Below are 23,294 nucleotides of genomic sequence, written 5' to 3'. Positions count from 1 at the left end.
CTTTTTTCCGTGCGCGCCGTGGCGGGACATGGCGGCCATGCCAATTTGCGTCACGACAGCTTCGATACAGGACGGCACCCGTGCGCATCTGTCTCCTCCGGCACGGTCCCACGCGCGCGAATGTGGGTTAGGCTCAACGCCCATCGTCGTGTCATTCGCAGGGAGTCTTGGGCCATGAGCAGTGAGCAGCAGGTCATCGAAATCACGCTGGAGCAGACCTCGGATTTCGAGTTCCGCGTGCGTTTCGACGACACCAGCATCCCCGACCTGATGACCGATGAGGCGCCACCGCTCGGTCAAGGGCATGGCCCGAACCCCAGCCGCATGCTGGCGGCGGCCGTGGCCAACTGCCTGTCGGCCAGCCTGCTGTTCGCCCTGCGCAAGTACAAAAATGACCCGCAGCACCTGGCCGCGCATGCCCGCGCCACGCTGGAGCGCAACGAGCACGGTCGCTGGCGCGTGGCGCGCATCGGCGTGGAGCTGAAGATGGACAGCGTAGAAGCCGACCTGTCGCACCTGGATCGCGCGCTCGCGCAGTTCGAGGATTTCTGCATCGTCACCCAGAGCGTGCGCCAGGGCATTCCCGTGGATGTCAGTGTCCGTGACGGGCAGGGAACCTTGCTGCACGAAGTCGCCAAGAGCATGGCCTGAAGGGCGGGGCGCCGAGTAGCTCGGCGCCGTCAGAGATGTCAGGGTTTGCCATATACGTATGGCAAACTGACCGGCCGATTCCTATCCATCCGCCGGAAAAGTCATGAAATACCCGCGTCGCGCGCTTGCCCTCGTCCTTGCCGCCCTTGTCGTTGCGCCGTCGGCGCATGCCTGGGGTCGCCAGGGCCATGCCATCGTCGCCGATCTGGCCCAGCGCCACCTCAGTCCGTCGGCCGAAGCCGAAGTTGAGCGTCTGCTGGCGCTGGACCACACCAAGTCCCTGGCCGACATCGCCAGCTGGCCGGACGACCTGCGCAATGACAAGGACCAGCAGGCGCTGTGGAAATCCACGCAGGGACTGCACTACATCAACTTCCTGCATGGCGACTGCGATTACCAACCGCCGCGCGACTGCAAGGGCGACAACTGCATCGTCGCCGCGATCGAGCACTACGTCACCGTGCTTGAAGACACCAGGCAGTCCGACGCCACGCGTCTGGAAGCACTGAAGTTCGTCGTGCATTTCGTAGGCGACATCCATCAGCCGCTGCACGCTGGTTCGCGTGACGACAAGGGCGGCAACACCTATCAGGTTCAGTTCGACGGCAAGGGCACCAACCTGCACAGCCTGTGGGACTCCGGCATGCTCAAGACCCACGGCAAGGAGTGGAAGGACTACGCCGATGAACTCAGTGCGGAGGGTCCGGTCGCATTGCCGGCCCCACGCGCACCGCTGGACAACCCCTACGCCCAATGGGCGGAAGAGTCTTGCGAGATTTCCGGCAAGATCTATCCCGATGGCCACAAGATCGACGACGCGTACGTCAAGGCCAACCTGCCGGTCGCCGAAATGCGCCTGCGCCAGGCCGGTCGTCGCCTTGCCGAAGTGCTCAATCTCGCACTGACGCACTGATTTTTGCTGCAACGCGATAGTGATGCGAAGGGTGCCCGGGACGTGTTCCGGGCACCCTTCTTCGTTTTGCATACGTATGTCGCGAGCGCTCCACTGGATCGCTTCAAACTGCGTTTGAGGTGCGTCCCCATCGACGATGGTGGCTTGTCATCAGGCATACCACTTCCATCGCCCGACCAGCTTTGCGTCGGTCAGTGGTAATACCAGTATGGTCCAGTGGTAGGGCATGCCATGCCAGTTCCACACCACTGCGTCGGCACGCCGCGCGCAACGAGCGCCGACCCTCTGGCGGAGCGCATCAGTTCTGCTAGTGTCGAAGGATGACGAACGATAATCCGCTGCGCCGCACCAAAATTGTCGCCACCCTCGGTCCCGCCACCGACGCGCCTGGCATGCTCGAAAAAATCATCGCCGAAGGCGTCGACGTGGTTCGCCTGAACCTCTCGCACGGGCAGCCGGACGATCACCGTGCCCGCGCTACCGCCGTCCGCGATGCGGCGGCCAAGGTCGGCCGCGAAGTCGGCATCCTGGCCGACCTGCAAGGCCCCAAGATTCGCGTCGAGCGTTTTGCCAACGGCCCCATCGAACTGAAGATGGGCGACAGTTTCGTGCTCGATTGCAGCCCCAACGCCGCGCCTGGCAGCCAGGAAAGCGTGGGCGTCAGCTATTACGGCCTGCCCAACGACGTGGTGCCGGGTGACGTGCTGCTGCTGGACGACGGCCTGGTCGGCCTTACGGTCGATCGCGTCGAAGGCAGCAAGATCTACACGCATGTCTGCGTGCCGGGTCGCCTCTCTGATCGCAAGGGACTTAACCGTCAGGGCGGTGGCCTCTCCGTCGACGCGCTGTCGGACAAGGACAAGAACGACATCAAGCTCGCCGCGGAAATCGGCTGCGATTTCCTCGCCGTGTCCTTCGTGCGCTCCGCTGCCGATATGGATCAGGCGCGTCGCCTGCTGGAAGAGGCCGGCGGCAAGGCCTCGCTGGTGGCCAAGATCGAGCGCGCTGACGCCATTCCGGTGCTGGGCGAAATCATCGACGCCTCCGACGTCGTGATGGTGGCGCGCGGTGACCTGGGCGTGGAAATCGGCGATGCCGAACTGCCCGGCCTGCAGAAAAAGATCATTCGCGAATCCATGCAGCGCAATCGCGCCGTGATCACCGCCACGCAGATGCTGCAGTCGATGGTGCGCTCGCCCATCCCGACGCGCGCCGAGGTGCTCGACGTGGCCAACGCCGTGATCGATGGCACCGACGCGGTGATGTTGTCCGAGGAATCGGCCGCTGGCGCGCATCCGGACAAGGCTGTCGCCGCGCTGCGTCGCATCTGTCTCGGTGCCGAGCGCCAGTTCGAGCCGAAGGAAGACATCAGTGGTCATCGCCTGGATCGAACGGATCAGGCCATTGCATTGGCCGCGATGCTGCTGGCCAGCCAGCTTGGCGTGCGCGCGCTGGTCGCGTTGACCGAGTCCGGCGCCACGGCGCAGTGGCTGTCGCGCTATCGCAGCGCCGTGCCGATCTATGCGTTGTCACCGTTCGACGATGCGCGTCGCCGCATGCTGGTGTTGCGCGATGTGCAGCCGGTGAAGTTCACGCATGCCAGCTCGCTGACGCCGACCGCATCGGCGCGCGAAGCGGTGCGCCTGTTGTTCCAGCAGGGCAAGTTGTCCGACGGCGATCGCGTCGTGCTGACCCACGGCGACCATATCGGTCGCGGCGGCGGCACCAACACGTTGAAGCTCCTGTCGGTGGGCCCGGACGGCGAAGTGGAGAGCCTGCGCGACCTGTAATCGCGCCGGAAGGCGGGAGGTCGCACGTGACGTCCCGCTTACGCTTCGCGCCGCTACACTGCGGCTTGCGTCCCCCTCCGCCTGTACAAGGAGTTTGCCCATGAAGAAGACCCTTCGCCCGTTGCTGTGCGGCCTGGCGGCCGTGATGGCGGTGGCCGCTGCGACCCCCGTACTGGCGCAGGACGCCCGCAAGGTCGATCCCGACCACCTGTCGGCGTACTGGATCCTGCTGAACACCAAAGTGAACGCGGACATCCCCAACACCGGCCGCAACATGGACAAGCCCGGCTGCGCCTCGGTGAGCTACCAGGTCGGCTCCGATGGCCTGCCCATGAACATCGAGCTGAAAAAAGTGGCGCCAGAGAGCGATCTCGGTTCGGTCGCCGTGAGCATCGTGAAGAACCTGCGCTATGGCCCGTCGCTGACCAACCGTCACAGCGAGCCGGTGGCGACCTATTACATCGTGCCGTTCAACATGCCGGCTGACGCCGCCGCCAAGGCCAAGCTCATCGCCGCCTGCCAGCTTCCCGGCTACGGACAGGGTTGAACCGCACCGGGTCGCTTCGGCGGCCCGCCAGCCACGGCCGGTGCACCCGGCCGGGCCTTCCTGAATGCCTTTCCCGGGAGGGACAGGGCGGTTGCCGTGCGAACGGGCTATACTCTCGCGCTTTAAGCCTTGCCGTCCCGGAAACGGGCAGGCATTCACTTTGCGCGGTTGCAACACCGCCCCTCGTTCCACGGAGTCGTCATGAGCATCGAAGATCTCGAAAGCATCGCACTGGCGATGGTCGCGCCTGGCAAGGGCATCATCGCCATCGACGAATCGACCAACACCATCAAGAAGCGTTTCGAGGCCGTCGGCATCGAGAACACCGAAGAGAACCGTCGCGCCTACCGTGAGCTGCTGCTCACCGCCCCGGCGCTGAACGAGCACATCTCCGGCGCGATCCTCTATGACGAAACCATCCGTCAGTCGACCAAGGACGGCGTGCCGTTCACCCAGGTCATGAAGAAGCTCGGCATCATCCCGGGCATCAAGGTCGACAAGGGTCCGGTCGCGCTCGCCGGCTTCCCGGGCGACGTCGTGACCGAAGGCCTTGATGGCCTGCGTGACCGCCTGCAGGAATACGCCAAGCTCGGTGCCCAGTTCGCCAAGTGGCGCGCGGTCATCAACATCAGCGAAGACAACCCCAGCTCCACCGCCATCGAAGCCAACTGCCACGCGCTGGCACGCTACGCCGCGCTGTGCCAGGAATCGGGCCTCGTGCCGATGGTCGAGCCGGAAGTCATCATGGACGGCGACCACACCATCGAAGTGAGCTACGAAGTGCACGAAGCCGTGCTGCGCAGCCTCTTCAATGCCCTGTACGAGCAGAACGTCCTGCTGGAAGGCACCATCCTGAAGGTCAGCATGGTCATCCCGGGCAAGGACTGCGACGAGCAGGCCGAAGTCGAGGAAGTCGCCGACGCCACCGTGCGCGTGCTCAAGACCACCGTGCCGGCCACCCTGCCGGGCATCGTGTTCCTGTCCGGCGGCCAGACGGACGAACAGTCCACCGCGCACCTCAACGCCATGAACCGCATGGGCCCGCACCCGTGGCCGCTGTCGTTCTCCTATGGCCGCGCCATGCAGCAGGCTGCGCTGAAGCTGTGGGCCAAGGACATGAAGGCCAACTACGCCGACGCCCAGAAGACCGTGGCTGCCCGCGCCAAGGACAACGGCCTGGCTGCGCTGGGCCAGTGGAACGGCTGATCGCCGCTTCACGCTAAGTGTCAGAGAAGGGCGCCCTCGTGGCGCCCTTTTTTTGCCCGGTTCCCACGCTTGTTCGCCGCCCCGGCGGGATGCCAAAGTTGGCGCCTGTTCGCGCAACGCGAACCCAAGGGGGGAATGCATGAGCTGGGACTTTGCCGTCTGGTATCCGCACGCGCGCACGTCGCCCGAGCACGCTGCGAAGGTTTACGCCCGCTTGTGCGAGGGTGATGAAAGCCTTGTTCAGCCACACCCCTCCGTCGCCGCGTTCTATCGAGACCTGGTGGCCATACATCCGGATCTGGATGACGCCTCGGAAGACGACGTCGATGCCGCCGCCAATCCCTGGAGCTATCCGATGGAACGATCGGATGCCTACGTCATCGTCAGTTGCCAGATGTCGAAAGTCGGCCAGGTGGAAGACCTGGTCAACCGTCTCGTGAAAGAGCACGGCCTCGCGCTCTACGATCCGCAATCGGAGCGACTGACCTCACCGGGTGATGCCGTCGCGCCGCCACGCCCCTGGTGGAAAATCTGGTCGTTGGCTGAGCGCACGCTGCAGCGTTAGCCATTGACTTCAACTGAGGTACATCCAGATATTAGCTAGGACATCTCTGAATTCATGCGTAGTGTGCGCAGCCTCACTTGCGCACCTGTACGCAGCAGCGATGGTCAGGACTCACCTCGAACGGGAGTAGTCCTTGAATAAATTCCACGCGCTTGCATTCACTGTATCCATGATCGCCGCCCCAGCGCAGGCCGGCACGATTGGCATCGCCATCTTTCAGGGAAGCGCCGATACACAGGAACGCGTGCAACATGCCGCGGCCGATGCCGCCCTGCGCGCCGGTCACGACGTGATCCTTCGCAACGCGAATGGCTCGCTGGAGGCCTACCATCAGATCCTCAACGAACTGATCGATCAGCGCGTGGATGCCATGGTCCTTGGCATGGGCAAGCCCCAGGAAACCGCCGGGGAACTGGAGCGTGCCCAGCGGCAGGGCATTCCGGTCGTGACCATCACGACGGGCTACAGCCCCTACGTACCGCTGCAACTGGACGCCAATCACTACAACGTCGGCGCCGACAGTGCCCTCTATCTGATGGAAACGTTGGGACACAGCGGGGACATGGCGACGATCCGATACGAAAAGAACGCGGGCTCACGTATGCGTGGACGCACGCTGGATGCGGTGATTGCCGAGGAAGCCGGCGTCCGTGAAGTGGCGAGTCACACCATGACCGATACGCATGACTGGAAGCGTGATGTCCGCCGCGGTGCGACCGACATCATGGAGAACCACTCCGGGACTTTGCGCGCCATGTGGGTGTCGTTCGATGGACAGGCCGTGGTCGTCGATGACCTTCTGCAGGAGCACGGGATCGGGCGTGATCGTCTGGGCATGGTCACCGTGGACGGGAGTCAGGACGTGTATCGGCGCATCGCATCGCCGAAGAGCACGATCATCGCCACGTTTGCCATTCCCTTTGAGGCCATGGCGCAGGAGGCCGTGTCGCACATCGATCTTTGGCTGAGCGGCAAGGAACTGCCCGCCAAACCTACGACCGTGTACTTCGACGCGCCGATGGTGGACGCATCCAACGTGACAACGTTTCTTCGCCCGTAACCGACAGGCTGCTGAACAGGCAGTGCTCCCGGAGAATGACGCTCTCCGGGAGCCCACCGCTTGCCCTTACCCTGCGGATGACGCCGATAACAGCGCCAGGGTGGCGATACCGTTATTGATCACGTGCAGCAGCATCGACGCAGCCAGTCCGCGCGTGCGACGCACCAGCCAGCCGGCTACCAGCCCGAAGGCAAGGTAAAAAACGAAGTTGCGCAAGTCGAAATGAATCGTTGCGAAGATCAGCGCCTGCCACGCGTTCGACCATCCAAAACTCAGGTGCCGCGCCAGGCCTCCGAGGATCAAGCCCCGGAAGATCAGCTCTTCATAAATGGGCGCCAGCACCGCTACGAGGATCAGCGCGAGCGAAGCGCCTCCCATCGAGACCGCACCGGCGGCCATGGTGCTGACCAGTTGGTCATGCTGGTTCGGCTTGATGGCCTGGTGACCCGCGCCGGAATGCGCAAGAAGGCCGTAAGCGAGCAACTTGATCACCATGAAGGCGACGATGACGACGGCCGCGAACTTGAACTGACGGGAGCCGATCCACTCGCGAAATGAGAGCTTCAGGATGACCGGCAGCACCAGCAGTGCTCCCAGCGCAAGCGTCATCAGTTCGACCATCGCGAAGGACGATGCCTCTGTGCTGGTGGGCACGTGTCCCGCGCCAATCGCCTGGACCGCGTTGCCGGCGCCAAGCACCGGGACGAGGCCTGACGTAAGCAAAAGCGTCGCCAGGCCAAGCCACATATGTCGCAGGCCAATGCGCGCGAAAGGCGGATCGAGCGGCAAGTGACGGCGCATGCGAACCGTGCCGCGATAGTGGGCAGGAAAGGCGAGGAAGGCGGGCGCTACAACGAGCATGAGCGCGGTCAGAAGAAGGGTCAGCGCGAGGGGAAGCAGTGGCAGTGAGAACCCCTGCGAAGGCGCATGCGCGAGCAAGGAGCCATAGGCAAACAGCACCGGTGCCGTGATGCCCGATTTGGCCAGCCACTCCTTCACTGCCGTGGCTTCGGCCAGGTGATCGCCGATGCCGGCAGCGATATCTGCCCGCAACTTGTATTGGTCGGGTCCCTGGTAGTCAGACTTTGTGTCGATCCTGGCGAGCGTTTCAGCGGCCTCGGCATATTTGCCGGCCCGCTCGTACACGTGGGCCGCCAGCCAGGTATCGGAGATGCCCTTGCGACCCTTGGCGCGCTCCAGTTCGGCAAGTGCGGCGGCGGGACTCAGATTGTCCGAGGCAAAGTGAAGACGCGCGGAAAGGCGCCAGGATTCATCGGGCAGGGGAGACGATGCGAGAAGCGTTTCGGCTTCCTTGCGTCGTTGGGTATCGCACAGGTAGCGCAAGCCGTCATTGAACACGCTGCTGTTGGCATCGAGGCGCGCCGATATCACGGCTTCCTGACCGGCAAGCGTCTTCTGTTTCGTTGTCGAATACGCATTCGACAGCTGAGCATGGAGGCGGGACTGCTGCGCCTTTGTCCACTGCTCGCTCGCGGGCTGAACGGCCCGAATCGCCTTGATAGCCTCCTCGCCCCACACGCTCTCGAACACGTAGAGGATGACTTCGGCATCCTGCTTGAAGCGCGCACCGATCGCCTCGCGACAGGCGTCCAGGTCCGCAAGGGCGTCATCGCTCCACGCGATCTCTTCGCTGAAGGCATAGGGCCTGATGAAACGGCACTGCGCGAGCGCTAGCGTGGCATCCGCAGGGTGCGCAGACGTTTCGCCCGCATAGGCCGCCAGCACACGCTTGTATGAGCTTTGCTGTGCGTCGGATACCCATTCGGCCGCGCGCCCAGGATCGCGCAGATCCTCAATGCTGATCGAGGCGCGACTCTGCGCGGGAGCGGATGTCTGCGCGATGCACGGCGCGCTGCTCCAGCCCATGGCCAGTGCGATTCCCATGACCAGTATGCCGCGCATGCGCGCAGTCATCGTCCCGCCGAGTACACGCGGCGCTGCCGAAGCACAATCGAAGCTCATGATGTTCCCCTGCCACCATCCGGTACCCCCTGGCACCCGGGGATGGCTTGTCCCAGCGTATCCCAGCCGGACCGCCACGGTCATCAGGGAGCGGTTGCGCCTCGGGCGAGTTTCGACGCAAGCTGGCACTCCGGCGGTACCTTTCCGGAAGAGTCACCTGAAACCCATGGCGGCACGCCTATCGCCCGCTGACTTCCTTTTTTTCCCGAGTGCAAAGGATGCCCCCATGAAAGCCCTGCTTGCCGCCTTGATGACGTTCGGTTTCGCCTCGTCGGCTTTCGCTGCCTCCCCGCATGTATCTCCTCTCGTCGGCCGTTGGGCAGTCGATTCCTCGCGCTTGCCGATGGCGCCCGAGGCGCGGCCCAGGCGCGTGACCATCACCTTCGGTGAAGCCGGCCCGGGGCAATGGACCACGGACGTCGCCATCGTCGATGCCGGCGGCACCGAGATTCACGCAGCGGGCACCAGTACGCTCGATGGCACGCCTTCCGCCGTGACGGGAAGCCCCGAGGCAGACACGGCCGCCTTCCGGCGCCCGGAGCCCAATGTCCTGATCATGGCGCTCTCGAAGGGCAGTGTTCCCGCGTCGACACGGATCTATACCGTGGCAGCCGATGGCAAGTCGATGATCGAAACGGCCGTCTATTGGGGCAACGACGGGACGCCGATCATGCGGACGAACTACTTCACGCGCCTGCGGTGAGCGAAGGGCACCGGGCATGAGGGGGATGACTCAAGCAACCGACAAGGATGATTCATGAGAGCGCGCAGCTTGCGTGGCATCGCGGTGTGGGCGGGACTGTTTGCCTTGGGCATGGCGATGCATGCCACGGCGCAGGAAGCGGGCCAGCCGCCGCTACGATGGAAACGATTTCCTTCGCTCGACGAATCGGCGTGTCACACCGTGGGAGGTGAGTGGGGCGTTTTTGGCATACCCGGCGCACCCATACCTCCTTCATGCAAGGTGCCTACGAAAGACGCTGGCAAAGCCTGCAAGAAATCCGCGGAGTGCGAAGGCTATTGTCTGCAGGACGAACCGACGTCCGATCCGTCCTCGGGTATGTGCTCGCGTGAACAGCAGCCGCTCAGTTGCCATGGGTACGTCGAGGACGGCATCGCCAGCCGGGTGTGTGTCGACTGACAGGCACCACGCGCCGGCGAAGACGACTGTCACCAAATGCGTGCTCGCTTGTCCGGCGCGCGGAACTCGCCATCGCCTTCCTTCACCCGGTAGGCACGATGGAACGCATCCTGATTGGATACCGCGCCGGTGACGCGAAACCTGTCCGGTGCATGCGTGTCGGCGAGTGCATGGGTGATCGCTGCCTGCGTGACGATGGGCTCGGAAGCCCAGGTTCTCGCAAAGCCCAGATAAAAGCGCTGATCGCCGGTGAAGCCTTCGATGACCGGGGCGTGATGACCCTGCAGGGATCGCTGATAGGCGTCATAGGCGATCGCCAGTCCCGACGTATCGGCGATGTTCTCGCCAATGGTCAGTTCGCCGTTGAGGTGATGGCCGGGCGACACGGCATAGTCATCGAACTGAACGACGATGGCATGCGCGCGACGCTCGAATTCAGCGCGATCTGCCGGCGTCATCCATTCGACACGTTTGCCTTCCCCGTCGTACTGACTACCTGCGCGATCGAATGCATGGCTCAGCTCGTGAGCGATGAAGAAGCCCAGCCCACCGTAATTGACCGCATCGTCCGCATCGGCCTGGAAGTAGGGCGCCTGTAGGAGTGCGGCGGGCAGGACCACCTGATTGCGGCTGACGGAGTAATACCCGTTCACCGACTGCGGCGACATCGTCCATTCTTCGCGATCAACGGGGCGCGAGAGCTTTTCGATCTCAAAGCGTGCGAGCAGGGTGCGTGCACGCATCCAGTTGCCAACGGCATCGTCAGGTGCCGTGACGAGGCGCCCGTAATCGCGAATATGCCCGGGAGCGCCCATGCGAATCACCAGTTGGTCGAGCTTGGCGAGGGCGCCTTGTTTGCTGGTGTCACTGAGCCAGTCCGAGGCGGCAATGCGCTGGCGAAAGCTGGCAATCACGTTGTCCAGAACGACACGTGCGCGCGCTTGTGCCTCGGGTGGAACATGCTTCTGCACGTACAGCTGCCCCAGCGCATCGCCCATGCTGTCTTCCAGGACACCCATGGCCCGCAACCAGCGCGGACGGCTTGCCGTCGCGCCATAGAGCGTGCCACTGAAGAACCGGTCGGCTTCGTCACGGTAGGGTTGCGGGAGGAACCGCGCCAGATGATCGATGAGGCGCACGCGCAGATAGGCGCGCCATACGGGCGCCGGAACCTCAGCCAGCAGCTTGCCGTAGGTGGCGAAGTAGTCGGGCTGACTGATGTTGAAGTGCTCCGCCGTGGCGGGAATGCCGATGCCTTGGGCAAATCGCGCCATGTCGAGGCCTGGTACGGCTTCGGCCAGTGCCTTGCGTGACACGCGATGCGCGGTAGCGCCCGGAACACGGGTGGCCACTGGTGTCCACTGCGCTTTGGCCAGTCGCGTTTCCAGGGCGATCACCTTGCGCGCAAGTGTGTCCGCATCAGCCACGCCCGAGAGCGAAAGCACGCGCGTCACGTGGCCGCGGTAGGCGTCGCGAATGGTGGCAAAGCGTGGCTCATCGCTCAGGTAATAGTCCCGCTCCGACAAGCCAAGATCGGACTGGACGAAGTCGGCCAGATAGCGGCTGGGATCTTCGTCATCCGGATGCACCCAGGTGCCGATGCCCAGGTCAAGGCCCTGGGCAGAGAGCATCGCGATGGCATCGGCGATATCGGCTGGTGATTTCGCCGCGTCGAATGTCGCCAGATAGGGCGCAATGGGCGTCAATCCGAGCCGGTCGATCTGCTCCACATGGATGTAGCTGGCATAGATGTCCGCGAGCTTGTGTTCGTTGCCCGTCGCGCGACCGCCCTTCATCAGGTCACGGACATCCTTGTCCAGCGCCTCATAGACGTTGAGCTGGAGTTCCCTGCCGGCGCTCCAGCCGGGCATATAGGCCGGTCCTTTTACCCGCTTGATCCAGCCGCCGACAGCGAACTGATAGAAGTCGTCCTGTGGACGCACGCTGCGATCCAGGTCGTTGATCGCGACACCGGAGCGCGGCACCGCGCCCCGCGCAGCGGGTTCGTTGCTCGCCACGGACAAGGCAACCAAGCCCGTACAAAACAGGGCCGAACACAGGACGAGCCGCCGCATGCCAAAACCTCCCCAGATATGTCACGCGGAACGTAACAGGTGACATAGATGGGTGCAAGTCAGGTCAAATCCGGATAGATTCACCGCCATGACCGAATTCATCGAATCCCAGGGCCTGATCTTCCTGCCGCATATCCTGCGCCGCCTGGCCAATCGCTTCAGCGACGCATGCGACGAGACCTTTCCCGATTTCGGGATCGTTGTGCCGCCCCGGCTGGTCTCGACGGTTCATTTGCTGTTTGAGCAAGGGCCCCAGGCGGTGACGGATATTGCAAACGCGGTGCGGCAATCCCATCCGTTCGTCATCAAGGCGGTGAAGGAGCTCAAGGCGCTCAGCCTGGTCGACACCCGTTCCGACCCCAAGGATGGCCGACGCACGATCGTCAGGCTCACTACCAAAGGCAAGGCGCAGGCGCAGCGCCTGCTCGACGTCAGGCCGGTGTTCGAAGCGGCGTACCGCCGGCTCATGAAAGAAGCGGATGCTGACCTCTTCGATGCGTTGTGGCGGATGGAGGAGCGATTGGCAAAGGTCGATTTCACGCAGCGCATCGAGGCAGAGCGCGCCAAAGGCGGGTGACAGGTTGTCACCGCAGAAGTGCCAGTGACTTCCGACGCATATTTTTTCGCCCAACCGCCGCCTTAGTCTTCGCGCAGTCACAAAAGGATCCGTGCCATGCGCTTGACCGTGTTGGGACTTGGGCTTTGTATGTTCGGCAGCAGTGCGTTGGCGGTGGCCGGCGAGCAGCCGTTTCGGGACTTCGCGAATTTATCCGGGCAATGGACGTGCCACGGCGTGTTTCCGGCCAGTGGCAAGACCATCGATTCGGTTATTCGCTTCGAAAGCGATCTCTCCGGGCAGGCCATGGTGAAGCATCACGATGACACGTCACCGTCGTCCAATTACCACGCGCTGGAAGCCTGGGGTTACGACGCCAAGGCGGCGCGATACAACGCTGTGATCATGGACAACTTCGGTGGGGCGCGCATCTTCGGCTCCGAAGGTTGGCGCGATGGCCGGCTGGTCTGGACGTCGGCGCCCGAGGTCAAGCCGGCGCAACGCTTTGTCTACGTGCGCATGCCGGAGAACCGCCTTCGCGTTGATTGGGAGATCGAGCGCGGTGGCAAGATGGTCATTGGCGATACGCTGGGCTGCGTGCAAAAGAGCCCGGGTTGAATTCGGCTTGCAATCGTCATGTCGATTCCCCGGAGCCCCGTTCGTCGCATGGATAACCACGGCACTTCAGCCGGGGCCTGCCTCCTAAAGGACTAAAGCATGACCAAGATGATTTTCGTGAACCTCCCCGTGACGGACCTGGCGCGCTCCAAGGCGTTCTATGAGGCAATCGGTGCGGCGAATAACCCGGCATTTACCGATGACACCGCCGCCTGCATGGTGATCTCGGACACGATCTTCACGATGTTGCTGACCCACGATAAGTGGCGCCAGTTCACCAGCAAGAAGATCGTCGATGCGCACAACGAAGCGCAGGTGCTGCTGTGCCTGTCGGCGGAGAGCCGCGAGGCCGTTTCGAGCCTGGTCGATGCAGCGGTTGCCGCAGGCGGCAAGGGTGACCCGACGCCGACGCAGGACTTCGGCTTTATGTTCGGTCGCAGCTTCGAGGATCTCGATGGCCACATCTGGGAAGTGATGTGGATGGACCCGACGGCCATCCCACCGCAGGGCTAAGCAACAATCGCTCGTCGCGCCCGTACCGATGTGCGGGCGCGACGCCGTTTCGCGCAAACGATAAGGAGCAGACCTTGAAGTTGTCCGACATCCCCTTTGGCACCACGGACTGGACCGACGTGGCGCCGACCCAACACCCGGGTGATACGGGCTTCGCCCTCTGGCGGACCCGGACGTTTGGTGATGTGCGGGTGAGGATGATCGAATACTCGCCCGGTTATCTGGCGGACCACTGGTGCGTGAAGGGCCATATCCTGCTGTGCCTGGAAGGCGAGCTGCATACGGAGCTCGAAGACGGGCGCACGTTCACGCTGAAGCCGGGCATGAGCTACCAGGTGGCCGATCATGCCGAGCCGCACCGGTCACACACCGCGACCGGCGCAAAGCTTTTTGTCGTCGATTAGCGCAGCGCTTCTTTGACCTTCGCCGCAAAGGCCGGGTCAACCTTGCCAATCACGGTCGTCTTGGCGAGGATCCTGCCGTCCGCATCCAGCAGAATCAGTTCGCTGGAGTGATTGAACTCGCCGTCAGGCAGCTGGCGATACTGCAGTCCGAGTAGCGCCGAGAGCGCGCGCACGTCCTGTGGCTTGGCGCGTGCAAGCGTCCAGCGTGGGGCGTCGAGCTTACGCTTGCCCATGTACGCGTGCAGCGCATCGACCGTATCGCGCTCCGGGTCGAAACTCACCGCCAGCAGGTCGAGTTTCTGCTTCGATGCGTCATCCAAGGTCGCACGAGTGGCCTTCATCGTATCGATGATCATCGGGCACACCATCGTGCACGACGAATAGAACATCGTGACCAACTGCACGCGGCCGCGACGTTCCGCGAGCGGCCAGGTATGGCCGTCCTGATCGGTGAGTTTGATGCCGAGTTGGTACACCGAATCACCCGGCAAGGGTTTCTGGTCAGCCAGTACAGGAGCGGCGAGGAGAAGGCTCGCCAGCAGGAAAAGCAGTCGCTTGATCATGTCGATCCCTTAGTCGTTGCGTGCGCAACGAAATCCCATGTTGTTGGTGGTGTCGGCGGCTTTGACGGCGGAGAGCATCGCCACGCGCATCAGGGTCGCGTAGTTTTCCTTCTGCTCAAGGTTGGCCGCGCCCGCGCCGCAGAAGCGCAGTTTGTCGGCGCCGTCCTGTTCGCGTCCGTCGCCGCTGACGAGCAGCGCGTTGAAATCGTCGACCCATTCCCACACCAGGCCGTTCATGTCACGCACGCCATGGATGTTGGCTTCGCCGCCGATGGTCGGCAAAGGTGTATTGGATGGACGGCTATACCAGTTGAGCACGGCATCGCGCCAGGCAGGATCCTGGCGTGCGTCTTCGCGATGCGCATCCGCTGCGGCGGCGTATTCCCATTCATACCAGCTGGGCAGGCGGGCGTTTTCGCTTTCACAGTAGGCCTGGGCGGCAAACCAGCTGACGCGCGTGACCGGCTGTTGCGGCAGGGCGCCGGGGCCGAGCTTGTCCGCGCTTGCCCACTGCGAGAGGTATTGTCGATCGGCGAGCACCGAGGCGACGCGGTCGCGGCGCCACTGCGGGTTCTTCATCACGAAGGCGAGGAACTCCGCGTTGGTGACCGGCTCCGTGCGCAGCTTGAATGGACGGATTTGCGCCGGCGCGCCCTTGTCATCCGCGCCAATCACGCTGGCGAAGGTACCGCCGGGCAACGGCACGTACTGCCCTGGCTTCGGCGTCGTCACCGAAGCCAGGATCATCACAACCCACGGCAACCACATAGCGAATCCTCAGTGTTCCGCCGTCGGGGCCGCGGCCGGCTGCGCCCGCACCTTGGCCACTTCTTCCTTGCTGACCTGGCCGCCGGGGTTGTCCCAGCTGTTGAGGACATAGGTCAGGATGTTGGCCACCTCGTCGTCGGTGAGCTGCATCATCGGCGGCATCACCGAGTCGTAGTCCTTGCCGTTGACGTTGATCTTGCCGGTGAGGCCGTGCAGCGGGATGCCGATCAGGTGTTCGCGATTCTGCTTGGCGAGGTAGTCGGACTTGGCCAGTGGCGGGAACACGCCCGGCAAGCCTTGTCCGTTGTCCTGATGGCACACAGAGCACGTGCCGGTGAACAACTGCTTGCCCGCGGCGATCTGGTCTTCCTTGCTCAGCTTGCCGCTGGCATGCGCATCGGCGGCTACGGCCACGGCCTTGAGGTTCGGTTCGGCGCGATCACCCAGGTACACCGAGTCGACCTCCTTGCCCGAGTAGATCGCCTTGTTCTCCGGGCCATCGACCTTGAGGATGCCCATCGCGCCCTTGTTGAATGCGCGCAGGATCGAATGATCGACCAGCACGTAGCTGCCGGGCACGTCGAGATGGAACTCGGCCATGATCGCGCCGCCCGCCGGGATCAGGGTGGTCTGCACGTTTTCCTGGGCGTGCTTGCCGCCCTCGTAGTAGACCTTGTCGAAGATCTCGCCGATCACATGGAAGCTCGATACCAGGTTCGGGCCGCCGTTGCCGACGAACAGGCGCACGGTCTCACCCACCTTGGCCGTCAGTGCATGATCACCGGTGATTGAGCCTTCGTGACCGTTGAACAGCACATAGGTCGGGCGCTCATCGATGGCCTTGTCCATGTCGAACGGCTGATGGCCCTTCTCGCGGTACTTGCCGGTCGTGTAGAAATCGCCCTGCATCACGTAGTACTCGTGATCCACCTTCGGCAAGCCTTCCGGCGGCTCGACCAGGATCAGGCCATACATGCCGTTGGCGATGTGCATGCCCACCGGCGCCGTGGCGCAGTGATAGACGAACACGCCGGCATTGAGTGCCTTGAAGGTGAACTGCGATTCGTGGCCCGGCGCGGTGAAGCTCGATGCGGCACCGCCACCCGGGCCCGTCACGCCGTGCAAGTCGATGTTGTGCGGCATCTTGCTGTCGGGCGCGTTCTTCAGGTGGAACTCCACCGTGTCACCCTGGCGCACGCGAATGAAACTTCCCGGCACCGTGCCGCCGAAGGTCCAGTAGGTGTAGGTCACGCCTTCGGAGATCGGCATGTCCTTTTCGATCACTTCCAGATCGACGATGACCTTCGCCGGATAATTGCGATTCAACGGCGGCGGCACATTGGGTGGGATGCCCAGCACCGCATGGATCGGCTCGCCCTGCGGTGGTCCGAAGTCACCATGCAACGCGGCCGTCGATGCCGGCGCGGGTGCGGCAGCCGTTTTGACGGAAGAGTCGGCGGGTTTGCCGGAACAGGCCGCCAGCGCGAGCGCGCAGCCAGCCATGAAAAGGACGGACCTCAGTTCCATCGTAGTGCCCCTTGGAGTGGCGCATGGCGTCGGCGCACGGTGCGCCCGATTCCCCTTCCCGGACCCGGGCGGCGCGCGCCGTTCAGGAGCCTATGTAGTGGGCCGTTAGGGGGGCGTCAATGAAAGGGCGAAGGACGTATAGTCGCGGGGAAATGACCTGGGTCGCCTCCCGTTTGCAAGGCATTGAATGGCTGGTCTGGCTCCCGTGACAGCGGGATGTCCCGCGTGCCCCGGGACACGTCAATGGCAATCCATGCATGGGGGATCACGGTCGATGGAAGTCCGGTCTGGTGTCGACGAAGCGGTGTTCTGTGCCATCTATCGCTGGCGCCTGCATGCCGGCTCCGAGGCCTCCTTTGTCGAGGCATGGAAGCGCATTACCGGACTCCTTCGAAGCGAGCGCGGATCGCTCGGTTCCCGCCTGCATCGCGGGCCGGACGACCTCTGGTACAGCTACACGCAATGGCCATCGGCGGCCGCCAAAGCCGAAGGGCTCGCCCGGCCATCGGTCGATCCCCAGGCGTGGGAACAGTTGCGAGCGGCGATTGCCGAAAGCCTGCCGGAGATCATTCTCGAGCCGGTATCGGATTTCCTGGCGCCGTTGCCAAAGGGCAACTGACCGCCGCAGTCACTGCAAATGCAACGGAGCGTGGCGTGGCCAAAGAGTGGAACCTGATCCCACGGCATCGACTGCTGATCCTGGCCTTTGCCCTGGGTTTTGCGCTTCTCGAGCAGCCGTGGAATGCTGCCAGCCAGGCAAAGGCGATAACGTCGTACGCGTGCGTGGGGGCGCTCGTCGTGCTGGCCCTGATGCCGAGGCGTACTCGCCTGTGGGTGGCGATCTGCGCGGCACTGGCCGTACCTCTTGTCGCGGGCATGGCGGGTAACGTTCTGGCGCTGGCGCCTTAGGCATGGCGCCGGGACGTTTGCTTGTCATGCGACGTGATGGGTTTGCCGCTCATGCAGAGCGACTTATCGTGAACAGGAATACGCCGTCATGCATCCAGGTTCATCGCTCCTGCTCGCCATCCTCGCCATGGGATCACCTCACCCGGCGTCGAGCGATCCCTGTGCCGCCATGGTTCCCGCCGCATTGAAGGACGCGCTCGCGCAGCGCTATCCCGACGCGCGGCTGCCAACGCATCGCGACGTGGGACGGGACGAGGAAAGCGGTGATCACCGCAAGGCCTGCCTGTCGATTGCCAGCGCCGACTTCGACGGCGACGGTAGGGCTGATCTTGTCCTGCTCTTGCCGGGCATCGCCGGTGACCGTTCCCGCCTGGTCGTGGCACTCAACAAGGCTTCCGGTTACGAAGTGGCCGAACTGAGCGCGTGGTCCGGATCGATCGCGTCGCTTTACGTCGACGTGGCGCCGCCGGGCACGTACGTCCATACCGAAGCTTATGCGTTCAAGCCCGAACCCGGTGGCGTGGAGCGGTTCACCAGCAAGCGCGTGGGGTTCTATTTCGGCGCAGTGGAATCGGCCGCCGCGGTTTATGTCCTGAGCCAGGGCCAATGGCTCCATGTGCATGTCATGGATTAGCCGGGCGGCGCGTTGATCGCCAGCTGCGCCGCGAAGGCGCGTTGGTAGGCGGGCCGCGCTTCGCCGCGAGCCACGTAAGCCGCCAGGTTCGGGAATTCGTCCAGCATGCCCGACGGCCGCAACCGAAGCAGCACCGACACCATCAGCAGATCACCGGCACTGAATGCGCCGTCGAGCCATTCGCCGTCGCCAAGTCGCGTGGCGAGCTCGCGCAGTCGCTGGCGAATCCGGTCCTGCACGATGGGCAACCGCTCCTTCGCCCAGGGTTTGTCGTGCTCGACGAACCGCGCAATGGTCAGGTCGAGGACAGGCACTTCGACCGTATTGAGCGCAGCAAACATCCACATGATGGCGCGGGCGCGCGCATGGGCATCGTCTGGCAGCAGGCCGCCATGTTGCTCGGCGATGTGGAAAATGATCGCGCCGGTTTCGAACAGGGCGAGCCCGTCTTCCTCGAAGGTCGGGATCTGGCCAAACGGATGAACCGCCATGTGCGCGGGTTCCTTCATCGCCTGGAACGAAACCAGCCGCACCTCATAGGGCAGGCCAGCTTCCTCCAGCGCCCAGCGAACACGCGTGTCGCGGGCCAGTCCCTTGCCGCCATCGGGTGAGCGTTCAAAGGCGGTAATGACGATGGTCATCGGTGGATCTCCGGGTGAGCTGGCAAGCCGAAGCAGCGCTTGGACAAGCGGTCTGGTTTGGAAGACTATGCCTTTCCGGGCTGCATTGTCCGGAACGCGTGTGATGGAAAGCTCAGTAGCCCGGCGTCCGCGATCTTCGAACATGACCGTCACATCCCGATATTCCCAAACGCCTCTGCCGGGTCATCTGCGCCACCGCATGGCGTGTGCCTGGGAATACGTCCAGGGAAACGCGGATCACGCGCCCGTGCGCGTCCTGCCCGACGGCCACATCGACCTCATCTGGGATGGCCACACCGTATTCGTCGCCGGTCCCGACACGACGGCCGCCATGGCGCACGTCCCCGCAGGAACGACGCTCACGGCTGTACGCCTCGCTCCCGGCTTCGGCTCTCCCTTCCTTGGCATGCCGCTCCACGCCATCCAGAACCAGCGGGTCGCGTTGCAGGATGTGTGGGGTGCGCGAGCAGGGCGTCTGGTGGATGCACTTCTCGACGCGCAGGATCCGCAGTCGGTGTTGGTTGAGTACGGTGCCTGTGCCAGCGGTGCACCGGACTCAGGCATGCGCCAGGTGTTCTCGCTGATGCGCCAGGGCCGGACGCGTGTCGGCGATCTGGCTTCGCAGATCGGAATGAGTGAGCGCTCGCTGCGGCGGCACTGCCTGGAGGCGTTCGGCTATGGTCCGAAGACGCTGGATCGGATCCTGCGGTTGCAGCGATTCCTTTCCCTTGCCAGTGACTCGCCGGACATGACAACAGCCGCGCTGGACGCGGGTTATTTTGACGCGCCTCACCTGGCGAGGGATGCGCATCAACTGGCCGGGCTGACGACAAGTGAGCTTCTGGCGCAGCACGGTCAGTGAGCTGTCCGAATTTTCCAAGACGCGAGCGTGGCGATTGCGTAGAGTCTTCCAACGCACAGGGAGATCGTCATGGCACGCCCGGAACACCATCACCGCATCGATTATCTGGAATTCGCCGTCGCATCGATCGATGCCGCCAAGGCCTTCTTTGGCGCCGCTTTCGGCTGGACCTTCCAGGACTACGGCCCGGACTACTGCGAGTTTCGCGACGGTCGCCTCACGGGTGGTTTTTTCCACGGCGACGCGAGGCCCGGCGGCGCCCTGGTGGTGATCTACTCCAATGACCTCCTGCAGACGCAGGCGGCCGTCGAGGCGGCCGGGGGCAAGGTGGTGCGCCCGGTGTTCGACTTCCCGGGCGGGCGCCGCTTTCACTTTGCCGATCCCGACGGCTACGAGTGGGCGGCCTGGTCGGAGCAGTAATGCCTCACGGCCGACACGTTCGTCCGTATCGAACATCTTGATCGCGCCCTTGGCACGTCATCCCGGCGTGCCAGGCGCAGCATCTCCCTCCAGTGGCGCAGCGCGCGCCACCTACCCGCCACTGGAGGATGCCCATGTCCCGCCTTGCCTTGTCCCGCCGCGCTCGCGGCCTGTCCCCGCCTCAATCACGCGCGCATGACGATGCCTGTCCTGAACTAGCGCGTCCGACGGCGCCTGGGTGCCTCGTCGGCGCTTCGGGGACCTTCCGTCATTTCAACCCTGCCGTCTGGGAGTCATATCCATGATTCGCCGAGTGCTGCTTGCGTGTCTGCTGGCCGTCGCGAGCCTTCCTGTCGTGGCCAGCGTCCAGCCTTTTCCCACCACCTTCAAAGTCCAGGACATCCCGGTGGACGGCGCCACGATTCATGTGCGCGTGGGTGGCAAGGGCCCCGCCGTCGTCTTGTTGCATGGCTTTGGCGATACCGGCGACATGTGGGCGCCGCTCGCGACCGAGCTGGCCCGCCACCACACGGTCATCGTGCCGGACCTGCGCGGCATGGGCTTGTCTTCCCATCCGGAGAGCGGCTACGACAAGCGCACCCAGGCGGCCGACGTTCGCGCTGTGCTGACCAAACTTGGGATCGATCGCGCGGTGGTTGTTGGCCACGACATCGGCACGATGGTGGCGTACGCCTATGCCGCCCGCTATCCGGACAAGACCGTCCGCCTGATCGTGATGGACGCCCCCGTGCCGGGCATCCCGCCGTGGGACCAAATCGTCCGGCTCCCGGCACTGTGGCACTTCGATTTTGGCGGCCCGGATATGGAGCGGCTGGTGGCCGGTCGCGAACGCATCTATCTCGATCGCTTCTGGAACGAGTTCGCGGGTGATCCGACCAAACTCGACGAAGGCATGCGCCAGCACTATGCCGCCATCTACGCCCGCCCTGACGCCATGCACGACGCGTTCGCCCAGTTCCGCGCGATCCGGCAGGACGCCGTGGACAACCAGAAGACCTTGGCGCCCAAACTCCCCATGCCGGTGCTGGCCATCGGTGGCGAGAAGTCGTTCGGCGCGAACGAGGCGATCGTGATGCGCCATGCCGCCAGCAACGTCACGGAGCTCGTGGTGCCTGGCGCCGGGCACTGGCTGATGGAGGAAGCGCCCGAGGTGACCATCGCTGCGGTCGCGCAGTTCGTGGATGGCAAGCCGGTCGCCGGATCGAAGTGATTGCACGAGCCGCTTTGCCGGGCAAGGCGGCCATGGCCATGGCGGGACCGACGCAACAGATGGCCGGGCGCGGGCCCGGCTTTCTGCTTATCCTTGCCGTGGACTGATCAAGGGGTGGGCACGGGCATGGCCAGCATCGTTAAAACCATCCACCAGCGAAGCGCCTGCGCATGCGGCGCATCTGGCACCCATATCGATGGCGCGACCGTGGCGCGCTTCGTTTGCCACTGCAGGATCTGCCAGTCGCTCTACCAGCAACCGTGGGCCGACGTCGTCGTGTTCCGGCCCGGTGCCATCACGCTGTCCGTGCCGAACGAGCTGACGTTCCGCCAATATCGCGCGTTTCCTGCCCTCAATCGCGGGGTTTGCGCCGCATGTGGTTCACCCGTCGCGGCGTTCACTCCGGGTGCTTCGCTGATCGGGCTCGCCTTCGTTCCCTCGCGCACGTTCGAGCATCCCGAAGATTTGCCTCCCGCCACGCAGCACATTTTCTACGACAGCCGCGTCGCCGATGTGGAAGATGACTTGCCAAAGGTGAGTGGGTACTGGCCCAGCGAGAGGGCGGTGATCGGCATGATCATGCGTGGCTTGATGGCGAAGCCGGCGTAATCATCGCGGCGGCATGTCCATCGGGCAGCCGTTCAATCGCCGGGCTGGACCCGCGCCGTCTTCCCTTCCTACTATCGGGAGACGGGAAGGGGAAAAGGTCAGGACGAGGGGCGCCATGGTCGAGGCAGGGGAAGGGCTGGGTATCGAAGCATTGCGTACGTACTGGGCATCCCAGTGCTTCCCGGGTTCCATTGAACGGCTCCCCCAGGATGTCGTAAAGACGTTGCTGGCAGGCCTGCGACTCAACGTGCTGGAAACCCTTCGCTACCTGCACCATCAACGACCCGATTACGCGCAATTCGAGGCCTGGGTTGTCGAGCGTCATGGCAGTGACGTGACGCATGCGGCCCTCGATCGCCTGCGGCGCGCGCTGGCTGGTGAGGCCGTCGGTTCCGAAGTCGGCAACCTCGATGACGTCGACGGCCTGAGTGCGGATGATCTGGCGCACTGGGACGAACATGGCTACGTCATTCTTCGCAACGCGATCAGCGAAGAAGCGGCGCGGGCGTCAGAGGCGGCCATCTACGAATTTCTCGAGATGAATCCGGGCGATCCGGCATCCTGGTATCCGGCGTCGCTCGGCCACTCCATCTGGGTGCCGTTGCTTCGGCATCCGGCCATCGTCGCCAACCGACGCTCGCCGCGCATCCACAAGGCCCACGCGCAGCTGTGGGGGCGCGACGATCTCTGGGTCACCATCGACCAGGTGGGTTTCAATCCACCGGAACAAACGCAGTGGCCCTTTCCGGGGCCGCACCTGCACTGGGATGCCACGCTGGCCGAGCCGCACCGGCTGGAACTGCAAGGCATCCTGTGCCTTGCCGACGTGGCCGCGGACCAGGGTGCCTTCAGCTGCGTGCCGGGATTCCATCGCACGCTCAAGGACTGGCTGACAACGGTTCCCGACGGTGTCAGCGCCAATGATCATGCGCGGCGCACGCTGACGATGACACCGATCGCAGCGCAACGCGGCGACATGATCATCTGGCATCACCTGCTGCCGCACGGCAGCAGCCCGAACCGCGCGCAGCGACCGCGCGTGGTGCAGTACCTGTCGCTCCGCCCGACGCGCTATGCGTATACCGAGCAGTGGATAAGCTGATGAAGC

Annotated in this window: 27 protein-coding genes; 21 read left to right on the top strand and 6 right to left on the bottom strand. The window is 63.8% G+C overall.

Annotated elements, in window-relative coordinates; translation table 11 throughout:
• The first annotated feature begins 174 nt into the window (after positions 1 to 174).
• From EYV96_RS09895 to EYV96_RS09865, 7 genes are all read left to right on the top strand, one after another.
• On the top strand, positions 175 to 651 hold the full coding sequence (locus EYV96_RS09895; RefSeq protein ID WP_131151247.1) for an OsmC family protein: 477 nt from the start codon (positions 175 to 177) through the stop codon (positions 649 to 651).
• Positions 652 to 754: 103 nt separating this feature from the next.
• Complete coding sequence (locus tag EYV96_RS09890; RefSeq protein ID WP_131151246.1) at positions 755 to 1,564, top strand: S1/P1 nuclease; 810 nt, start codon at positions 755 to 757, stop codon at positions 1,562 to 1,564.
• A 320-nt stretch (positions 1,565 to 1,884) separates the two neighbouring features.
• Complete coding sequence (gene pyk / locus EYV96_RS09885; RefSeq protein WP_131151245.1) at positions 1,885 to 3,354, top strand: pyruvate kinase; 1,470 nt, start codon at positions 1,885 to 1,887, stop codon at positions 3,352 to 3,354.
• 100 nt (positions 3,355 to 3,454) lie between these two features.
• Positions 3,455 to 3,901 carry an energy transducer TonB gene (locus tag EYV96_RS09880; RefSeq protein WP_131151244.1) on the top strand — a complete coding sequence of 149 codons (447 nt, stop codon included), beginning with the start codon at positions 3,455 to 3,457 and terminating at the stop codon, positions 3,899 to 3,901.
• A gap of 201 nt (positions 3,902 to 4,102) precedes the next feature.
• Complete coding sequence (locus EYV96_RS09875) at positions 4,103 to 5,107, top strand: class I fructose-bisphosphate aldolase (RefSeq protein ID WP_131151243.1); 1,005 nt, start codon at positions 4,103 to 4,105, stop codon at positions 5,105 to 5,107.
• A gap of 139 nt (positions 5,108 to 5,246) precedes the next feature.
• On the top strand, positions 5,247 to 5,672 hold the full coding sequence (locus EYV96_RS09870) for a hypothetical protein (protein ID WP_131151242.1): 426 nt from the start codon (positions 5,247 to 5,249) through the stop codon (positions 5,670 to 5,672).
• Positions 5,673 to 5,805: 133 nt separating this feature from the next.
• Positions 5,806 to 6,732 carry a sugar ABC transporter substrate-binding protein gene (locus tag EYV96_RS09865; RefSeq protein WP_131151241.1) on the top strand — a complete coding sequence of 309 codons (927 nt, stop codon included), beginning with the start codon at positions 5,806 to 5,808 and terminating at the stop codon, positions 6,730 to 6,732.
• Between the two features lie 66 nt (positions 6,733 to 6,798).
• Here EYV96_RS09865 and EYV96_RS09860 read toward each other — a convergent pair whose 3' ends face one another.
• Entirely contained in the window at positions 6,799 to 8,655 is a 1,857-nt protein-coding gene (locus EYV96_RS09860) for a CPBP family intramembrane glutamic endopeptidase (RefSeq protein WP_165488643.1), read from the bottom strand.
• 286 nt (positions 8,656 to 8,941) lie between these two features.
• Between EYV96_RS09860 and EYV96_RS09855 the strand changes: the two genes are divergently transcribed.
• Together EYV96_RS09855 and EYV96_RS09850 are read left to right on the top strand one after the other, a co-directional pair.
• Positions 8,942 to 9,418, top strand: coding sequence for a hypothetical protein (locus tag EYV96_RS09855; protein ID WP_131151239.1), 477 nt, complete (start codon positions 8,942 to 8,944; stop codon positions 9,416 to 9,418).
• A 54-nt stretch (positions 9,419 to 9,472) separates the two neighbouring features.
• On the top strand, positions 9,473 to 9,856 hold the full coding sequence (locus EYV96_RS09850; RefSeq protein ID WP_131151238.1) for a hypothetical protein: 384 nt from the start codon (positions 9,473 to 9,475) through the stop codon (positions 9,854 to 9,856).
• 29 nt (positions 9,857 to 9,885) lie between these two features.
• Here EYV96_RS09850 and EYV96_RS09845 read toward each other — a convergent pair whose 3' ends face one another.
• Positions 9,886 to 11,931 carry a M13 family metallopeptidase gene (locus EYV96_RS09845; protein WP_131151237.1) on the bottom strand — a complete coding sequence of 682 codons (2,046 nt, stop codon included), beginning with the start codon at positions 11,929 to 11,931 and terminating at the stop codon, positions 9,886 to 9,888.
• Positions 11,932 to 12,019: 88 nt separating this feature from the next.
• On the opposite strand from EYV96_RS09845, the gene EYV96_RS09840 reads away from it, so the two are divergent.
• From EYV96_RS09840 to EYV96_RS09825, 4 genes are all read left to right on the top strand, one after another.
• Complete coding sequence (locus EYV96_RS09840; protein ID WP_131151236.1) at positions 12,020 to 12,508, top strand: MarR family winged helix-turn-helix transcriptional regulator; 489 nt, start codon at positions 12,020 to 12,022, stop codon at positions 12,506 to 12,508.
• Between the two features lie 96 nt (positions 12,509 to 12,604).
• Positions 12,605 to 13,105, top strand: coding sequence for a hypothetical protein (locus EYV96_RS09835; protein WP_131151235.1), 501 nt, complete (start codon positions 12,605 to 12,607; stop codon positions 13,103 to 13,105).
• A 99-nt stretch (positions 13,106 to 13,204) separates the two neighbouring features.
• Positions 13,205 to 13,618, top strand: coding sequence for a VOC family protein (locus EYV96_RS09830; protein ID WP_131151234.1), 414 nt, complete (start codon positions 13,205 to 13,207; stop codon positions 13,616 to 13,618).
• A 74-nt stretch (positions 13,619 to 13,692) separates the two neighbouring features.
• The gene (locus EYV96_RS09825) at positions 13,693 to 14,022 is read left to right on the top strand and encodes a DHCW motif cupin fold protein (RefSeq protein WP_131151233.1); all 330 of its coding nucleotides are present in this window, start codon (positions 13,693 to 13,695) and stop codon (positions 14,020 to 14,022) included.
• Here EYV96_RS09825 and EYV96_RS09820 read toward each other — a convergent pair.
• From EYV96_RS09820 to nirK, 3 genes are read right to left on the bottom strand one after another with little or no spacing between them, the layout of a single operon-like run.
• Positions 14,019 to 14,585, bottom strand: coding sequence for an SCO family protein (locus EYV96_RS09820; RefSeq protein ID WP_338068492.1), 567 nt, complete (start codon positions 14,583 to 14,585; stop codon positions 14,019 to 14,021). The genes EYV96_RS09825 and EYV96_RS09820 overlap by 4 nt on opposite strands.
• A gap of 9 nt (positions 14,586 to 14,594) precedes the next feature.
• A complete protein-coding gene (locus tag EYV96_RS09815) occupies positions 14,595 to 15,353 on the bottom strand; it encodes a formylglycine-generating enzyme family protein (RefSeq protein ID WP_131151232.1) in 759 nt (252 codons plus the stop codon).
• Between the two features lie 9 nt (positions 15,354 to 15,362).
• Entirely contained in the window at positions 15,363 to 16,880 is a 1,518-nt protein-coding gene (nirK, locus tag EYV96_RS09810) for a copper-containing nitrite reductase (protein WP_131151231.1), read from the bottom strand.
• A gap of 274 nt (positions 16,881 to 17,154) precedes the next feature.
• Between nirK and EYV96_RS09805 the strand changes: the two genes are divergently transcribed.
• The 3 genes from EYV96_RS09805 (at position 17,155) to EYV96_RS09795 (ending at position 18,423) form a co-directional block, all read left to right on the top strand.
• Complete coding sequence (locus tag EYV96_RS09805) at positions 17,155 to 17,499, top strand: antibiotic biosynthesis monooxygenase family protein (protein ID WP_131151230.1); 345 nt, start codon at positions 17,155 to 17,157, stop codon at positions 17,497 to 17,499.
• A 35-nt stretch (positions 17,500 to 17,534) separates the two neighbouring features.
• Positions 17,535 to 17,789, top strand: coding sequence for a hypothetical protein (locus EYV96_RS09800; RefSeq protein WP_131151229.1), 255 nt, complete (start codon positions 17,535 to 17,537; stop codon positions 17,787 to 17,789).
• A gap of 88 nt (positions 17,790 to 17,877) precedes the next feature.
• Positions 17,878 to 18,423: a hypothetical protein gene (locus EYV96_RS09795; protein ID WP_131151228.1), complete on the top strand. Its 546-nt coding sequence runs from the start codon at positions 17,878 to 17,880 to the stop codon at positions 18,421 to 18,423.
• On the opposite strand, the gene EYV96_RS09790 is transcribed toward EYV96_RS09795, so the two are convergent.
• Positions 18,420 to 19,064 (bottom strand): glutathione S-transferase family protein, encoded by a 645-nt coding sequence (locus EYV96_RS09790; RefSeq protein ID WP_131151227.1) that lies wholly within the window; start codon positions 19,062 to 19,064, stop codon positions 18,420 to 18,422. The two genes, EYV96_RS09795 and EYV96_RS09790, sit on opposite strands and share 4 nt — an antisense overlap.
• 142 nt (positions 19,065 to 19,206) lie before the next feature.
• On the opposite strand from EYV96_RS09790, the gene EYV96_RS09785 reads away from it, so the two are divergent.
• The 5 genes from EYV96_RS09785 to EYV96_RS09765 all read left to right on the top strand — a co-directional run bounded on the left by EYV96_RS09785 (position 19,207) and on the right by EYV96_RS09765 (position 23,288).
• The gene (locus EYV96_RS09785; RefSeq protein WP_131151226.1) at positions 19,207 to 19,926 is read left to right on the top strand and encodes a helix-turn-helix domain-containing protein; all 720 of its coding nucleotides are present in this window, start codon (positions 19,207 to 19,209) and stop codon (positions 19,924 to 19,926) included.
• 69 nt (positions 19,927 to 19,995) lie between these two features.
• Entirely contained in the window at positions 19,996 to 20,346 is a 351-nt protein-coding gene (locus EYV96_RS09780; protein ID WP_131151225.1) for a VOC family protein, read from the top strand.
• Positions 20,347 to 20,647: 301 nt separating this feature from the next.
• Complete coding sequence (locus EYV96_RS09775; protein WP_131151224.1) at positions 20,648 to 21,577, top strand: alpha/beta fold hydrolase; 930 nt, start codon at positions 20,648 to 20,650, stop codon at positions 21,575 to 21,577.
• A 126-nt stretch (positions 21,578 to 21,703) separates the two neighbouring features.
• Complete coding sequence (locus EYV96_RS09770) at positions 21,704 to 22,186, top strand: GFA family protein (RefSeq protein WP_131151223.1); 483 nt, start codon at positions 21,704 to 21,706, stop codon at positions 22,184 to 22,186.
• A gap of 115 nt (positions 22,187 to 22,301) precedes the next feature.
• On the top strand, positions 22,302 to 23,288 hold the full coding sequence (locus EYV96_RS09765; RefSeq protein ID WP_165488642.1) for a phytanoyl-CoA dioxygenase family protein: 987 nt from the start codon (positions 22,302 to 22,304) through the stop codon (positions 23,286 to 23,288).
• Positions 23,289 to 23,294: the final 6 nt, after the last annotated feature.

Source organism: Dyella terrae, assembly GCF_004322705.1.
Lineage (GTDB): Bacteria > Pseudomonadota > Gammaproteobacteria > Xanthomonadales > Rhodanobacteraceae > Dyella_D > Dyella_D terrae.
This window is presented reverse-complemented; position numbering and strand designations above follow the sequence as displayed.

Excerpts from the sequence above, each read along its gene's own strand:
- EYV96_RS09895 (WP_131151247.1), top strand. The coding sequence starts at position 175 with ATGAGCAGTGAGCAGCAGGTCATCGAAATCACGCTGGAGCAGACCTCG.
- EYV96_RS09890 (WP_131151246.1), top strand. The coding sequence starts at position 755 with ATGAAATACCCGCGTCGCGCGCTTGCCCTCGTCCTTGCCGCCCTTGTC.
- pyk (WP_131151245.1), top strand. The coding sequence starts at position 1,885 with ATGACGAACGATAATCCGCTGCGCCGCACCAAAATTGTCGCCACCCTC.
- EYV96_RS09880 (WP_131151244.1), top strand. The coding sequence starts at position 3,455 with ATGAAGAAGACCCTTCGCCCGTTGCTGTGCGGCCTGGCGGCCGTGATG.
- EYV96_RS09875 (WP_131151243.1), top strand. The coding sequence starts at position 4,103 with ATGAGCATCGAAGATCTCGAAAGCATCGCACTGGCGATGGTCGCGCCT.
- EYV96_RS09870 (WP_131151242.1), top strand. The coding sequence starts at position 5,247 with ATGAGCTGGGACTTTGCCGTCTGGTATCCGCACGCGCGCACGTCGCCC.
- EYV96_RS09860 (WP_165488643.1), bottom strand. The coding sequence starts at position 8,655 with ATGCGCGGCATACTGGTCATGGGAATCGCACTGGCCATGGGCTGGAGC.
- EYV96_RS09855 (WP_131151239.1), top strand. The coding sequence starts at position 8,942 with ATGAAAGCCCTGCTTGCCGCCTTGATGACGTTCGGTTTCGCCTCGTCG.
- EYV96_RS09850 (WP_131151238.1), top strand. The coding sequence starts at position 9,473 with ATGAGAGCGCGCAGCTTGCGTGGCATCGCGGTGTGGGCGGGACTGTTT.
- EYV96_RS09845 (WP_131151237.1), bottom strand. The coding sequence starts at position 11,931 with ATGCGGCGGCTCGTCCTGTGTTCGGCCCTGTTTTGTACGGGCTTGGTT.
- EYV96_RS09840 (WP_131151236.1), top strand. The coding sequence starts at position 12,020 with ATGACCGAATTCATCGAATCCCAGGGCCTGATCTTCCTGCCGCATATC.
- EYV96_RS09835 (WP_131151235.1), top strand. The coding sequence starts at position 12,605 with ATGCGCTTGACCGTGTTGGGACTTGGGCTTTGTATGTTCGGCAGCAGT.
- EYV96_RS09830 (WP_131151234.1), top strand. The coding sequence starts at position 13,205 with ATGACCAAGATGATTTTCGTGAACCTCCCCGTGACGGACCTGGCGCGC.
- EYV96_RS09820 (WP_338068492.1), bottom strand. The coding sequence starts at position 14,585 with ATGATCAAGCGACTGCTTTTCCTGCTGGCGAGCCTTCTCCTCGCCGCT.
- EYV96_RS09815 (WP_131151232.1), bottom strand. The coding sequence starts at position 15,353 with ATGTGGTTGCCGTGGGTTGTGATGATCCTGGCTTCGGTGACGACGCCG.
- nirK (WP_131151231.1), bottom strand. The coding sequence starts at position 16,880 with ATGGAACTGAGGTCCGTCCTTTTCATGGCTGGCTGCGCGCTCGCGCTG.
- EYV96_RS09805 (WP_131151230.1), top strand. The coding sequence starts at position 17,155 with ATGGAAGTCCGGTCTGGTGTCGACGAAGCGGTGTTCTGTGCCATCTAT.
- EYV96_RS09795 (WP_131151228.1), top strand. The coding sequence starts at position 17,878 with ATGCATCCAGGTTCATCGCTCCTGCTCGCCATCCTCGCCATGGGATCA.
- EYV96_RS09790 (WP_131151227.1), bottom strand. The coding sequence starts at position 19,064 with ATGACCATCGTCATTACCGCCTTTGAACGCTCACCCGATGGCGGCAAG.
- EYV96_RS09785 (WP_131151226.1), top strand. The coding sequence starts at position 19,207 with ATGACCGTCACATCCCGATATTCCCAAACGCCTCTGCCGGGTCATCTG.
- EYV96_RS09780 (WP_131151225.1), top strand. The coding sequence starts at position 19,996 with ATGGCACGCCCGGAACACCATCACCGCATCGATTATCTGGAATTCGCC.
- EYV96_RS09775 (WP_131151224.1), top strand. The coding sequence starts at position 20,648 with ATGATTCGCCGAGTGCTGCTTGCGTGTCTGCTGGCCGTCGCGAGCCTT.
- EYV96_RS09770 (WP_131151223.1), top strand. The coding sequence starts at position 21,704 with ATGGCCAGCATCGTTAAAACCATCCACCAGCGAAGCGCCTGCGCATGC.
- EYV96_RS09765 (WP_165488642.1), top strand. The coding sequence starts at position 22,302 with ATGGTCGAGGCAGGGGAAGGGCTGGGTATCGAAGCATTGCGTACGTAC.